Origin of the sequence: Ignatzschineria sp. RMDPL8A, assembly GCF_029815055.1 — a bacterium.
Taxonomy (GTDB): Bacteria; Pseudomonadota; Gammaproteobacteria; order Cardiobacteriales; family Wohlfahrtiimonadaceae; genus CALZBJ01.
In genome coordinates this window covers 1,800,794-1,814,964 of the sequence record NZ_JAPPWA010000002.1, presented here as the reverse complement: position 1 = coordinate 1,814,964, position 14,171 = coordinate 1,800,794, and the positions used below count along the sequence as shown (strand labels likewise).

Genomic DNA, 14,171 nt, shown 5'->3' with positions numbered 1-14,171 from the left:
TTTCATTGTCAGATGAATTAATGGGAGTTAATCCATCACCACCGGAATCGAATGGGTGATTTTGATTTCGTTTGGGGATAATTCGGTGCCGTAGGCGATGATTTTTACACCGGATTTTTGCGCAAGGCGAAGGGCTTTACCGTACTCAGGGTCGATCTCATCGGCAGGGCGAACGGCGGTAATCCCTGAGAGATTGACGCAGTAGAGCAGAATCGTTTTAACGCCATTTTCAGCAAGGCGCGTCAGTTCACGGAGGTGTTTTGTCCCGCGTTCAGTCACGGCATCGGGAAAGGCGGCGGTGGTGGAATCATCAAATCCGAGCGTCACACTTTTCACCTCAATATAGGTGAGCGAATCGTCCTCATGAGTTAAGCAAAAATCGATGCGAGAATTTTCTTCCCCATATTTCACCTCACGGCGGAGCTTTTTAAAGGGGCCTGCTTCTTTGATAATACCCTCGCTCAGCGCCTCTTCCACAAGCGTGTTGGCATAATGGGTATTAATATTGGCGATGCGTCCGTGGGGCGTTGTCGCTAGCACCCATGTGCCTTTGGTTTTACGATTTGGGTCGGTAGAAGGAAGATACCACGCCTGACTTTCTGGCACTAAGCAGTTCATCATCGAGCCAGTATTGGGGCAATGAATGGTAATCGTTTCACCGGATTCAAGGCGGATATCGGTTAAAAATCGGCGATAGCGTTTAATTAGCGTCGCTTGAATAAGTGGGGGATTGAAAATCATAAAGCGCTCCTCGTTTTAGGCATGATGAGCGAGCAGTATAAGAAATTAAGCGCTCGTAGCGCAACAAAAAGCCCAGCATGAAGGCCAGGCTCTCTATTGAGTTTTTATCTATATTTAAAGGGTGGCAGGTTTATGCAGGTTTTTTCGTTAAGATGACGGTTTCACGAAATGCGTAAAATTCATTGGACTCAGGCCAAGGAATATCGAGCAGTTCGGAGGGCTCAAGATCGACGAACTCGCCATTTTTATAGAGCTCCATCACCGGCATTTCACCGGGGGTGTAGACAAAATTGAAATGGAACCAGAGGAATTCTTCCCCTTCGGCATTATCATAAATGGTCTCAACGAGCGCCTCAAAATAATCCTCAGGAATATCAACTACGCCGCTTTCGGTGGCAATTTTTGCGTTTTCTGCGCCAATTTCATTGGGTTTTCCGGCTTCTCCTTCACCGACGACATTGCCAAGGCACGCGCGATAGAGATCGGGGCCAACTTCCCACTCTTCTTCTTGAATATAGCCCGCTTCATTGATGTTCCAAATAGCAAGCAAAAGCGGATCGAGCGCCGTATGTGAAAAAGCTTGATAGGCATCTAAAATCGCCTCTTCTTCTGAATGAGCATAGCCTTCAAAGTTTTGTGAAAAGGGTTTAAATCCTTCGCGCGCAAGACGAATATGGAGCGTTACCGTTGATAATTCTTGACGTTCTGCGGGATTTAATTCGATCAGTGCAGCAATTTTTGTCGGTGTCTGTGAACTCTCAATCCACCCATCGTTATAGGTTAATCCGGTGACCCCTTCATTTTCTAAAATAGTGTGGAGAAACTCGCAATCATTTAAGTGCTGCATATTCAATATATCCTTCGACAAGCCAAAATGTGTCCCAATTCTTCCCATTCTCCGCCCTTTTAATTAAATAGCAATTTAATTTTTTTAATGAGCGCCTATCAATTCAATTAATTAAGCTGAGATTCGGTGGGGATTTGAGAAAATAGCGCGCGCGGGGAATCTCTTCGATGTTTTATTTGGCCGATACTGCTATAATGCCCCATTGATTTTAAAATAGTTTACAGAGATTTATGAAACAGACGCCAGCATTAACTATTAAAAATATCCATAAGTCCTTTGGTGACCGTGAGATTTTAAAAGGGATTTCACTTGAGTTACAAAAAGGGGATGTCGTCTCGCTTTTAGGGGCTTCAGGTTCAGGAAAAAGTACATTTTTACGCTGTATTAATCTGCTTGAAAAACCCGATCAAGGGGAGATCATTATTAATGGTGAAGCGTTAAAATTGATGCCGGGCGATAAAGGCCTTGTGGCCGAAGATCCGCAACAGATGCGTCGCCTGCGTACTCAGCTTGGTATGGTGTTTCAAAACTTTAATCTCTGGAGTCATATGACGGTGCTTGAAAATATGATGGAAGCGCCGATTCATGTATTAGGATTATCGAAAAAAGAGGCCAAAGCGCGTTCGCTTGAACTTCTTAATAAAGTAGGGCTTTCAGAGCGCGTTCATGATTATCCGATCAATCTGTCGGGTGGTCAGCAGCAGCGCGTTGCCATTGCTAGAGCGTTAGCGATGGAGCCAAGCGTGATGCTCTTTGATGAGCCAACATCTGCGCTTGACCCGGAGCTTGTGCACGAGGTATTAACGGTGATGCAAGATCTTGCCAAAGAGGGCATGACCATGGTGATCGTGACCCACGAGATGGATTTTGCGAAAAATATCTCCGATGAGGTGGTCTTTTTCCATGAGGGCCGCATCGAAGAGCAGGGCCCGCCTGAGGAGCTCTTCACCAATCCAAAATCAGAGCGTTTCCAACAATTTATTAAGCACTATCGCGGCTAAGTAAATCCCCTTCGAGCGATTTGATAAAAGCGTTATAATAATTCGCGAGAGTTCGGCTCTCGCGTTTTTGTTTCGCTCTATTTTTCAGGCCCGATACCTTTAATCCATACATTTAATCTGTACGTTTACTTTTCCGTTCACAATCTAGGATTTCCATGATGAAAAACGATCGATTTGTCTATCTTGATTATGCAGCCACAACGCCTCCCGATCCCCGTGTGATCGATGTGATGGTGAAGACGCTTCACTCCAAGTGGGGGAATTTTACGAGTCATCATCGTGCGGGGTTTGAAGCAAAAGAGGCGCTCGATCAGGCCCTTGATTCGATTGCCGCATTTTTACAGGTGAAACGTAACGAGCTCATTATCACAAGTGGCGCAACGGAATCGATCAATCAGGCGATTAAGGGTGTCTGTCACAGCCAAACGAAAAAGCACATTATCACCTCAACGGTAGAGCATAAAGCCACGCTGCAAACGGTGCAGGCGCTGATGAAAGAGGGTTATAAATCCACGTTTATTTCGCCTAATCGTCAAGGGCTGATTACCCCTGAAATGGTTGAAGCTGCGATCACTGACGATACCGCGATTATCTCGCTCATTTGGGTGAATAACGAGACGGGCGATGTGATGCCAGTTGAAGGCATTGCCAAAATGGCTCGCGCACGAAAAATCCCCTTTCATGTGGATGGCACGCAAACCGCGCCTCACCAACGAATTGATGCCTCTCAATTTGATCTTTTAAGCATGAGTGGGCATAAATGCTACGGGCCAAAAGGGGTGGGAATTCTCTATCGTCGCTATTTTCCACGTTTGCCGTTAACCCCTCTGATTGATGGCAGCGGCGGACAGCTCGGGATTCGTTCTGGCACAATGCCGAATGAACAGATCACAGGGCTTGCGGAAGCACTCGAACTTTGTGCCCATTCATATGAAGAAGAGCAGGCGCGTCATACCGTATTGGCCGATAAAATCTTAACGGAACTTGCCCCCTTTGGCGTTGAGCGAAATTGTGGGCGGATCGATTCAGAAGATCAAATTCATAGAATTATCCCATCGATTCTCAATCTTTGGATTCCCGATGTTCATGCCGATGCGCTGATTCATTTTCTGCCGGAGCTTGGTTTTGCTAAGGGCTCGGCGTGTAATAGCGATGATACGCTGCCCTCGTATGTCTTAACGGAGATGGGCTATTCCACGGAACGTTCGCTCCAGAGTATTCGCCTCAGTTTGGGGCGCTTTACCAATCTGGATGAGATTGAATTTGTGCTTCTGCGCTTTAAAGCGGTGATCGGACTTTTGCAATCCCTTGCAACGGGGAGAGATGCTGATCTTTCGATAGAGCAGAGTGAAGAGGGTGAGGATGAGCTTCAAGAGATGGCGTCGATTTTCAATAATCTTAACTTGATTCGCGCCATGTCAGAAAAACCTGAAGATCCCCCACTAATCAGTGAGGCGCATCTTAATGAAGAACATTTAAAAGTGACCTTTAAGATTATTCAAATGGATGGAAAACTCCGCGTCGTAGCGCTCGTTTCCGGCGTGCCCTATATGATTGACGCGGTACTTACAGTGCGAGAAGCGTTAGAACGATTATTAGCAGAGTTAGTAGAATTGAACGGAGGGTTTACCCAAGGCGATTTCAGTGATTTTTCCATTGAGGCACAATTTAACGAAGGCGTGCCATCTCGCTATTTGCGGGATCTTTTAAAAGTAGAAGGCATTATTCGTACGCTTTAAAATGAAAGATACAAAACGACAGGCAATAAAAAAGCTCATCGGTTTAATGTTAGACTATGAGCTTTTTTGTATTCGGTTTAATATTCGTGAGTCTTAGACGTTTGCGGGGCGAAGTGCTTTCCAAGTAGCGTAGAGATATTGAATCATCGACCAGAGTGTTAACACCGTCGCGGCGACTAATAAGATAAGACCAATGGTAAAGATCGGTAGTCCGAAGAAATCCTCTTTAAAGAGTAGGCAACCGATAGCAAGCATTTGGAAAGCGGTTTTCCATTTACCGATCCACGATACCGCAACAACGCCGCGTTCCCCCATTGAGGCCATCCATTCGCGCAGCGCCGATACGGTGATTTCACGGCTGATAATAATCATTACCGATAGGGTTAAATACCAATGGGTCGGGTTACTCGCCACAATGGCAATGAGCGCTACCGCAACGAGTAGTTTATCGGCAACAGGGTCCAAAAACGCCCCAAAACTTGAGGTTTGATTCCATTTACGAGCGAGATAACCATCAAGCCAGTCGGTGATCGACGCGATGGCAAATAAGATAAGAAGAACGACGTTTGTCGCGGGGAAACCCCAGAAATGTCCGTTTAACTCAATTAAGAAAACTGCGATGAAAATAGGGATGATTGCGACCCGAAAGGAGGTAATCATGCTGGGGATATTCATGATGATGAGACTCCAAAAGCATTTCTAATAGTAAATTGTTCGCATTATAGCAAAAAATGAGAAAAGCGCTATAAATTAGCTATCCTCTCAGATTTCTATGTTAGAATAAAGGACTTTAATTTTTAGCTTTCGAAGCCCTTTTAATATCAGTTTTTTAGGAGACACCAATATGCTTAGAGTGATGGAACAAGGATTAACCTTTGACGACGTTTTACTAGTACCGGATTATTCAGAAGTCATTCCAAAAGCGGTGTGCTTAAAAACGCAATTGACTCAGAAAATCGCGTTAAACATCCCACTTTTATCAGCGGCGATGGATACCGTAACTGAGAGCGCAATGGCGATCGCGATGGCGCAACAAGGCGGGATCGGGATCATTCATAAAAACTTAACCCCCGAAGAACAGGCGGGCGAAGTAGCGAAAGTTAAAAACTATGAAACCGGGATCGTATCAGACCCAATCACGGTAACCCCCGACACCACAATTTTCGAATTTAGACAATTAATGCGCGCCAATAAAATCTCAGGTGCGCCAGTACTTGATAACGGCAAAGTGGTAGGAATCATCACCAACCGTGACGTACGCTTTGAAGATGATGCATCGAAAAAAGTGGTAACCGCGATGACCACCCGTGATCGTTTAATTACCGCAAGCGAAAGTTCAACGCAGGAAGAAGTGATCGAGCTCTTAAAAGTGCATCGTTTAGAGCGTCTACTCGTTGTTAATGAAGCGAACGAACTTTGCGGTTTAATCTCGGTTAAAGATATTTCACACACTGAAAAATACCCAAACTCAGTAACCGATGCTGATGGCAACTTAATCTGTGGCGCGGCAGTCGGCGCGGGCGCAGGTACCGAAGAGCGTATCGAGCGTTTAGTAGACGCCGGTGTTGACGCCATTGTTGTCGATACGGCGCACGGACACTCAAAAGGGGTGATCGATCGCGTACGTTGGGTGAAACAAACTTATCCAGAATTACAAGTGATCAGCGGTAACATCGCAACGGCAGAAGCAGCAAAAGCCCTACTCGCTGCGGGTACTGACGGCGTTAAGGTGGGGATTGGTCCAGGATCAATCTGTACAACGCGTATCATCGCAGGGATTGGTGTTCCCCAAATTACCGCAATTGCAAACGTCGCAGAAGCTCTTCGTGGCACGGGCGTACCGGTGATCGCAGATGGCGGAATTCGTTACTCAGGCGACATGGCAAAAGCGTTAGCGGCAGGTGCATCATCAATCATGGTGGGCTCAATCTTAGCCGGTACTGATCAATCACCGGGCGAAATCGAATTCTACCAAGGTCGTGCGTATAAATCATACCGCGGTATGGGATCACTTGGTGCAATGAGCGCTGGATCATCAGACCGTTATTTCCAAGAAGGCGCAAGCTCAGATAAGCTCGTTCCAGAAGGGATTGAAGGTCGCGTTGCCTATAAAGGCTCACTCGTTCCAATCGTTCACCAATTAATGGGCGGTGTGCGCGCAGGTATGGGCTATGTTGGATGCGGTACCATCGCAGAAATGAACACAAAACCGCGTTTTGTACAGATCACAAACGCAGGGATGCAAGAATCGCACGTTCACGACGTAACGATCACAAAAGAAGCACCAAACTATTCACGTTAATTTAACGGACAAGATGTAAAAAGGTAATCGCGGCGATGGGGAAACTCATCGCCATTCACTTTGATTTAGACGGAAGATTATGACGGATATTACACAAAACGCAGATATTGAGATGAATGAAAACCACCTAATTGCGGAGCGTCGCGAGAAGCTTGCGAAGATCCGTGATGAGAAACAGGTTGCGTTTCCCAATGATTTTAGAAAAGACACGGTCTCAACGGAGCTTCACAAAGCGTGTGAAGGGTTAGATCGCGATGCGCTAAAAGAGAAGGGAATGCACGTGAAGATGGCGGGCCGCATGATGGCTAAGCGTCTTTTCGGTAAGGGTGGATTTATCCAATTGCGCGATAAAGCCGGTGATATCCAGCTCTTTGTGAATACCAAATTAATCGGTGAAGAGGCGTTTGAAGAGTTCAAAACATGGGACTTAGGTGACATTGTTGCTGTTGAAGGGGAGGTCTCTCGCTCGGATAAAGGGGAGCTAACCGTTCGCGCCCAAACACTGCGTCTTTTAACGAAATCACTGCGCCCACTTCCGGATAAATTCCACGGCTTAACGGATGTTGAAGCCCGTTATCGTCAGCGTTATCTTGATTTGATTATGAATCCTGAAACGCGCGAAACCTTCAGAAAACGCAATCTTATCCTGCGCACCTTACGCAATTTCTTCGATAAAGAAGGCTTTGAAGAGGTGGAAACCCCAATGATGCACCCGATTCCTGGGGGTGCAAATGCGAAACCATTTGTTACGCATCATAATGCGCTGGATATGGAATTTTATCTTCGTATCGCGCCAGAACTTTATTTAAAACGCCTTATTGTGGGTGGAATGGAAAAAGTCTTTGAGGTGAACCGAAATTTTCGTAACGAAGGAGTATCAACCCGTCATAACCCTGAATTTACCATGGTTGAGTGGTATTGGGCCTATGCCGATTATCAAGATATGATGAACTTTACCGATGAGCTCATGAAAGAGATTGCGCTTGCGGTCAATGAAGGCGAAAACGCACAAATTCATTATCAAGGCTATGACATCGATTTTGGCAAACCCGCTGAACGCATGACGGTACAAGAGTCGATTATTCGTTATACCGATGATGCGAAAGAGTTTGATCTTAACACGCGCGAAGGCGTTGCGGCGTATGCGGATAAACATGATATCCACTACGATAAAAACGATTGCTGGGGTAAAATCCTCATGGAGATCTTTGATGAAAAAGTGGAAGAGCAATTATTACTTCCAACCTTTATCACAGGTTACCCATTAGCGGTATCACCGCTTGCGCGTCAAAATGATGAGAATCCTCTTATCACTGACCGTTTTGAATATTTCATTGGCGGCCGCGAAGTGGGCAATGGATACTCGGAGCTTAACGATGCGGAAGATCAGCACGCACGCTTTATGGCGCAAGTAGCCGATAAAGATGCCGGCGATGATGAAGCGATGCATTACGATAAAGACTTCGTTACCGCGCTTGAATACGGCATGCCACCAACCGCCGGTGAAGGAATCGGCGTGGACCGTTTAGTGATGATCTTCACGGATTCAGAATCGATCCGCGACGTGTTACTTTTCCCTCACATGCGTGTAAAATAATTTATACATAGACGTATAACAGAGATATCTACAAAACCCTGTGTCCTTGCTGACACGGGGTTTTATTTTGTTTATGTAGATCCTTTTCGTATCTTTTCACTTCTTAATTTATCTGCTACATTGATCAAACGGCATTGATAAAAGTCGATGGTGCATTTTTAAGCGTTAATAACAATAATAAACAAGAGAGAGGATGGCATGCAAAAAATGTTACAAGGAGTTGTGCGTCAAAAAGAGGCTAGTGTAAAGCGTCTTGCATTACTGGTAGGATTATCTCTGTCGATGAGTGGTGCATTTGCACACGATGTGATTAATCCCCATAAAGATGAACAAATTGGTACGGTGGAAGAGGTCTATGATGGTCGCCTAATGCCCGATATTCAGGCCAATACATTCCGCAATATTGATCGGCTTTATCCCACGGCAAAAGTAGCTCATGATCCAGAGAATATTCGCGCGTTACCGAAGGCAGACTTTCAAATTTCAAATGTGATTTTTGAATCAAATGGGACAAAATACGATCTTTACGATTATGTATCGATCAATCGTGTGAGTGGGCTGATTGTGATTAAAGATGGTAAAGTCTATTACGAGGATTATCAACTTGGCAATCATGATAAAACGCGCTGGATGTCGATGTCGGTAGTGAAATCAATTACCGCGACACTGATTGGAATTGCCCTTAATGACGGGTATATCAACGATATTGATGATCCGATTGTAACTTATCTGCCCGAGCTTACGGGAAGCAGTTATGATGGCGTTACTGTGCGCCATTTATTGCAGATGGCATCAGGCGTTGCATGGAATGAAACCTATACCGATCCAAACTCAGATCGTAGAGCGATGCTCGCAGTGCAAAATGCCCAAATTCCGGGCGGTGTGTTGGAGCTTATGGCTAAACTCCCTCGTGCAGCAGAGCCGGGTACGCGCTGGAATTATAGTACCGGTGAAACCCACGTTGCAGGTGCACTTGTTAAGGCGGCGGTCGGAAAGCCGGTGAGTGAGTATCTCTCAGAGCGTATTTGGAAAAAGGCGGGGATGGAGTCTGATGCGACGTGGTGGCTTGAGTCTGAAGATGGTTTAGAAGTCGGTGGAAGCGGTTTGCAAGCAGTGCTTCGTGATTATGCTCGCTTTGGGCTTTTCTTGATTGAAAATGGGGAGGTTAAAGGGGAGAAGCTATTGCCCGATGGTTGGCTTAAAGAGGCGGGTTCACCGAAAGTTATTAATGGTGAAACGATTGAGTATGGTTATATGCTGTGGCCGATTGAAGAGGCAGAAGGTACAGTCAATGAAGGCGCTTTCACCGCTGAAGGAATCTTTGGACAGCAGATCTATATGAATCCGCGTGAAAATGTCGTCATTGCGGCATGGGGTGCGCAGCCCAAACCTACAGGTAAAGAGACGATCGATAGCTACGAATTTTTCGCGGCCCTTGTCAATACCATTAAAGAGAATGAGGCGCAATAAGCGATCTTTATTTATTGGTTTTCATGGGCATCCATTGGAGTCCTAACTGAAAATGGATGTCCATACTAAAACCTCTCAAGCAGGTGAATCGATCATGATTGCCTCATCTTGAGAGGTTTCTTTTTTAAGCGGAATAAAGTGGGGCGATTATTTTGGCAAATATCTAAAATGCCCGACGATTTTCCACTCAAAAAGTACATCTTCGGCGATCTGTCCTTGGCCGATATTATGCACTACGAGCGGGCGCTTTTTATCTTGTGAGCGCTCATCAATAACAATGCCAATATGGGGCAGGCCGTTATGTAGGCGCCAGGAAACAATGTCGCCGGCTCTGTAATTATCAGGGTTTTTCGTGATGGGAAGACTTGCGCCTTGGCGGGTTAAAAAGGTTTCAAGATTCGGCACGCGGCGATGGTCAATATTTTTATCGGGTTTTGAAAGCCCCCACATGCGTTGACTCGGATAGGCATTAAAATGAGTGCGCATATCATTGTGAACCGCCGATTGCAGATCGATATTGAGCGTGCGATAGGCACGGACAATGACATCAGAGCAGACACCGCGATCCGCTGCAACATCGCCATTGGGATAGGCGATCGATTGATAGGAACCATCGTAAATCACGCTCGGATCAATAATGGATTTCGCGGCATTTGATACGGGATTTTGAGCCCATCCGATGCTGGAAAAACTCATGATGCCGATCCAAATTAGGCCGGAGAGTGTCTGTTTTTTATTGAACTGCATGTTTCGAATCTCCCATAAAGGCGCGTTGTAAGGTGTCAATCTCTCGCTCGAGGCTATAAAATCCTGGAATCGTGGGGATGATTTTCGGGGCTTCCATCTCATCAAATCTAGCAGAGTTTGCTAACGTTTCAAAGAGATAAAGCAAGGTAGCAAGCTCATACTCTGAGAGCTCCGGGCGCGCCTTACTTTCGGCTGCGCGTTCGAGTAAAAAGGCGAGCTTTTCCATCGAGTAGATAATCGGCCAATAGTATTCGATCAATTCGCGTTTTTTCGGGATTTCACCAATTGCGGCATCGTAGAGTGCGGTGAGGTTGGCAAGGTTAGTGCGCATTTTAACAAGGCGGGCTTCAACTTGGGCTTGCGTGCTCGCTTTCTCTTTAGAAAAGAGCAATAAAATCATCTGTGATTGGTTGCGAAGCGTGCGCATTAAAATCCGTGGGATTCTCGATGAGGCAGTGCGTTTTCCCATGATAATCACGCCTAAAAGCCCGATCGCACTCCCGATCACAACGTCAATAATACGTGCCGTTGAGAAGTGGAAAAAGGCAAATTCGCCCCCGGTAATGGTTTCCGCAAGGAGGAGTGCATTTGGGGTAATAAAAATCACCGCAAGGCCGTAGTTTTTAACGATGCAGAGCTCGGTCACTGCGGTAAAAAAGAGAATGAAAAAGGCAATGGGATAGCCGGAGGGCTTAAAATAGAGAATGCTACTTGCAATAATAATCCCGATTAGCGTCCCGATTGAGCGTTGTAACGCGCGGTGAAAGGTGGCGACCATCGTTGCGCCTGACATAATCGCAACGCACGATAGCGGAATCCAATACGAGCGAGTAAAGTCGAAACTATGGGCGACCAGCGCGGCAATGGTGGTAATTACGCCAAAACGAAGGGCGGTAATAAAGACAAGGGAATTGCGATCAAAGGCGTTTCCTAAAATATCAAATACGGTGTAACGGCGCTCAAGCGTGATCGGTTTTAGATCGTGGATCGGGTGTTTTAACGCCACTTTCATCTTTTCAAAATGGCGGGTGAGTTTTTGATCGGGTAGTGCGGGAACATTGAGCTCCGTCACGGTTTTGAGGTTGTGTTTGAGCTCCTGATCGACCTTGTCTAAAAATAGCATCGCCTCTTTTGGAAGCGCTTCCTTTTCATCAGCGTAGCGATTGACAAGATAGAGGAGATATTCATTGCCTTCAAGTGCAAGATGAAGCAGGCGCGTATAGGTTTCCGACGGCGACCAAGGGAGTTCTCCCGCCATGAGCGTCTCTTCGACCTCTTTAAAGGCCGCCATCGCGAGGTATTTCTCATGTTGAAAATGGGGCGTTCCCACACTTTCGGTAAGCTTCATTAATTGGCGATAGGCTCGTCTTAACGTCTGAATTTCAGGGCGATGGGGATTGATTAAAAAGCCGCTCATGGCGATGGTCCACGAAAGCGTTGCCCCGAGCGCGACTAGCCCTGCGCGAAATAGGGCGCCGGATAATCCCACTTCTGGCATATCGGCAGTTAATGCGAAAATAAGCACAAAAAAGATCGACGAAGGGCCGATAAATTTAAGCGCGTTAAAGATAAAGAGCATCACCGCCGAGATAAGTCCCATAATGATGGCGACTGCGACGGGATAGGGGGAGGAGATCGAGCCTAAAAATGAGGCAAGGACGATCGATGCGCCGACAAAAAATATCCGCTTGGAGAGATGTGCGTAGGGGAGTCTGAAGGCGTAGAGATAGGTAAATCCACCGAGTCCGGCGATCAGTCCATATTGTAATTGCCCCAGCCACAGTCCAATAAAGATCGGCAAGGCCATCGATAATCCTGCGCCCACTGCGCGCTCCCACGGGAACGACCGCTCATTGACGGCTATCGCTTCTCGCAACATCGACCACACTTTCTCTTTCACGCTCATACGACTCCTTATTGATGGGTAAAAGGCGTATTATACGGGATTTTCAGCAATTGCGCTTGAAGAAGGACGTTACTTTTATTGGTTAATGTAAGGTTATTTTAAGTAGAATTTTGAATTGTATATGAATTTACCTAGCGTGACGTTAAGTTAACCGAAATCCTTAAAAAGGATCGATCAGTTCAATAAGATCAAACGCCGGCGTTTCATAGGGATGGGCCTTTTTAAGAGCGGTGATCGCCGCTTTTGCGAGCGATTTTTCTAACACAAGTTCGACGCGCCACTCTTCGCAGCGAGAGAGATTGCCTTGAATGCCAGAAAAAGGATCGCTCCCGTGAAGCGGCTTAAATTGCCCTTGTCCGAGTGTTTGCCAGGAGCAGTGCGAATAATTGCCAATTTTCCCAGCGCCCGTTGCAAAGATCGCTTCTTTCACCTCTTCCACATGAGAATCGGGAACAAAAAAGACCAGTTTATACATTGAATAGACTCCTATGAATGTTTGGGTGTTAGCCGATCGTATCATAAAATAGCTCTTTATCGCGATAGTGAATTATCTCAACAAATGGGCGTTACGACTTCATCATTTAACTTCTATTGAGCAAAGTAAATAAAGCTGGCAAATCTTGTGATAAGGCGTATGATAATAAAGGTTATTTTAATTTTGCTCAAAATGAGTATAAGTCGATAATCAACATAATAAATAGACGAGGATAGGTTGAGATGATCGAGTTTTTGCATAAAAAAGGGGTGACGCTCTCCCCGCGAGATTACTTTATTACAGCGCTGAGTTATATGGCGCTTGGGCTGTTTTCATCGCTCTTAATTGGGCTCATTATTAAGACGCTCGGCGAGCAGATTGGCGTTGCGGATTTTGTGGAGATGGGGAAGTTTGCCATGGATCCGAAAATTGTTGGCGCTGCGATTGGGGTCGCCATTGCGGCAAGTCTTAAAGCGCCGCCGCTTGTTCTCTTTTCTGCGGTATTTGTCGGCGCGTTTGGCAATCAGATTGGCGGGCCGGTTGGGAGTTATATTGCGGTTTTAATCGCCACCGAACTTGGAAAAATGGTCTATCGGGTGACCCGCGTTGATATTATCGTCGTGCCCTTTACTGTCTTTGTGGTGGGCTTTTATGTGGCAAAATTTGTGGGCGTGCCGATTCAAGAATTGATGACGGGGCTTGGTGAGCTGATTAATTGGGCAACCACGCAACGCCCCTTTGTGATGTCGATTTTGGTGGCCACCATTATGGGGCTTGCGCTTACAGCGCCGATTTCAAGTGCTGCCATTGCTTTTATGCTCGGGCTTGATGGTGTCGCGGCGGGCGCTGCTGTGATCGGGTGTTCGGCGCAGATGATTGGCTTTGCATCGATCAGTTATCGCGAAAATGGGATTGGCGGTTTCATTGCGCAAGGAATCGGCACCTCGATGCTTCAAATTGCGAACATTGTGAAAAACCCGATGATCTTAATTCCCCCAACGGTGGCCGGAATTGTGGCTGCACCGCTTGCCATTACCATCTTTGAGATGACCAATAATAAAGCTGGTGCTGGGATGGGAACGAGCGGTCTTGTAGGGCAATTTATGGCATTTGAATCGATGGGCTTTTCCATGCGAACCTTAATTTTGGTGCTAGTGTTTCATGTGGCAATTCCGATGATTGTGAGCCTATTTGTCGCCGGAATGATGCGCCGTGCAAACCTGATTAAAACCGGTGACATGACACTGACCTACGAGTAACTAGGCCTTAATTGATAGTCATCTTGTTTTATAGATCATAACCTTTTAACGCCTCCCACTATGTGAGGCGTTTTTTGTGCCTGTTTT

At 46.2% G+C, this 14,171-nt stretch carries 12 protein-coding genes; 6 read left to right on the top strand and 6 right to left on the bottom strand.

What is annotated here, in order from left to right; genetic code table 11:
- Window positions 1-27 precede the first annotated feature (27 nt).
- Together sfsA and OXI21_RS09630 are read right to left on the bottom strand one after the other, a co-directional pair.
- Window positions 28-741: a DNA/RNA nuclease SfsA gene (gene sfsA, locus OXI21_RS09635; RefSeq protein ID WP_279619365.1), complete on the bottom strand. Its 714-nt coding sequence runs from the start codon at window positions 739-741 to the stop codon at window positions 28-30.
- 130 nt (window positions 742-871) lie between these two features.
- The gene (locus tag OXI21_RS09630; protein WP_279619364.1) at window positions 872-1,588 is read right to left on the bottom strand and encodes a DUF6348 family protein; all 717 of its coding nucleotides are present in this window, start codon (window positions 1,586-1,588) and stop codon (window positions 872-874) included.
- Window positions 1,589-1,818: 230 nt separating this feature from the next.
- Here OXI21_RS09630 and OXI21_RS09625 point away from each other — a divergent pair, with 230 nt between their 5' ends.
- Window positions 1,819-2,589 (top strand): ATP-binding cassette domain-containing protein, encoded by a 771-nt coding sequence (locus OXI21_RS09625; RefSeq protein WP_279619363.1) that lies wholly within the window; start codon window positions 1,819-1,821, stop codon window positions 2,587-2,589.
- 155 nt (window positions 2,590-2,744) lie between these two features.
- Window positions 2,745-4,328, top strand: a complete 1,584-nt coding sequence (locus OXI21_RS09620; RefSeq protein ID WP_279619362.1) for a cysteine desulfurase family protein — start codon at window positions 2,745-2,747, stop codon at window positions 4,326-4,328.
- Between the two features lie 93 nt (window positions 4,329-4,421).
- On the opposite strand, the gene pgsA is transcribed toward OXI21_RS09620, so the two are convergent.
- On the bottom strand, window positions 4,422-5,003 hold the full coding sequence (pgsA, locus tag OXI21_RS09615; RefSeq protein ID WP_279619361.1) for a CDP-diacylglycerol--glycerol-3-phosphate 3-phosphatidyltransferase: 582 nt from the start codon (window positions 5,001-5,003) through the stop codon (window positions 4,422-4,424).
- Between the two features lie 169 nt (window positions 5,004-5,172).
- On the opposite strand from pgsA, the gene guaB reads away from it, so the two are divergent.
- From guaB to OXI21_RS09600, 3 genes are all read left to right on the top strand, one after another.
- Window positions 5,173-6,630: an IMP dehydrogenase gene (gene guaB / locus OXI21_RS09610; RefSeq protein WP_279619360.1), complete on the top strand. Its 1,458-nt coding sequence runs from the start codon at window positions 5,173-5,175 to the stop codon at window positions 6,628-6,630.
- A gap of 79 nt (window positions 6,631-6,709) precedes the next feature.
- The gene (lysS, locus tag OXI21_RS09605; protein WP_279619359.1) at window positions 6,710-8,227 is read left to right on the top strand and encodes a lysine--tRNA ligase; all 1,518 of its coding nucleotides are present in this window, start codon (window positions 6,710-6,712) and stop codon (window positions 8,225-8,227) included.
- Window positions 8,228-8,425: 198 nt separating this feature from the next.
- Window positions 8,426-9,697, top strand: a complete 1,272-nt coding sequence (locus OXI21_RS09600; RefSeq protein ID WP_279619358.1) for a serine hydrolase — start codon at window positions 8,426-8,428, stop codon at window positions 9,695-9,697.
- 147 nt (window positions 9,698-9,844) lie between these two features.
- Here the strand turns inward: OXI21_RS09600 and OXI21_RS09595 are convergent, their stop codons facing one another.
- The 3 genes from OXI21_RS09595 to OXI21_RS09585 form a co-directional block, all read right to left on the bottom strand.
- Window positions 9,845-10,444 (bottom strand): DUF1287 domain-containing protein, encoded by a 600-nt coding sequence (locus OXI21_RS09595; protein ID WP_279619357.1) that lies wholly within the window; start codon window positions 10,442-10,444, stop codon window positions 9,845-9,847.
- Window positions 10,431-12,350 carry an FUSC family protein gene (locus tag OXI21_RS09590; protein ID WP_279619356.1) on the bottom strand — a complete coding sequence of 640 codons (1,920 nt, stop codon included), beginning with the start codon at window positions 12,348-12,350 and terminating at the stop codon, window positions 10,431-10,433. Before OXI21_RS09590 ends, OXI21_RS09595 begins: the two co-directional genes overlap by 14 nt.
- A 160-nt stretch (window positions 12,351-12,510) precedes the next feature.
- On the bottom strand, window positions 12,511-12,825 hold the full coding sequence (locus OXI21_RS09585) for a YqfO family protein (RefSeq protein ID WP_279619355.1): 315 nt from the start codon (window positions 12,823-12,825) through the stop codon (window positions 12,511-12,513).
- Between the two features lie 242 nt (window positions 12,826-13,067).
- Here OXI21_RS09585 and OXI21_RS09580 point away from each other — a divergent pair, with 242 nt between their 5' ends.
- Entirely contained in the window at window positions 13,068-14,084 is a 1,017-nt protein-coding gene (locus tag OXI21_RS09580; RefSeq protein WP_279619354.1) for a PTS sugar transporter subunit IIC, read from the top strand.
- Window positions 14,085-14,171: the final 87 nt, after the last annotated feature.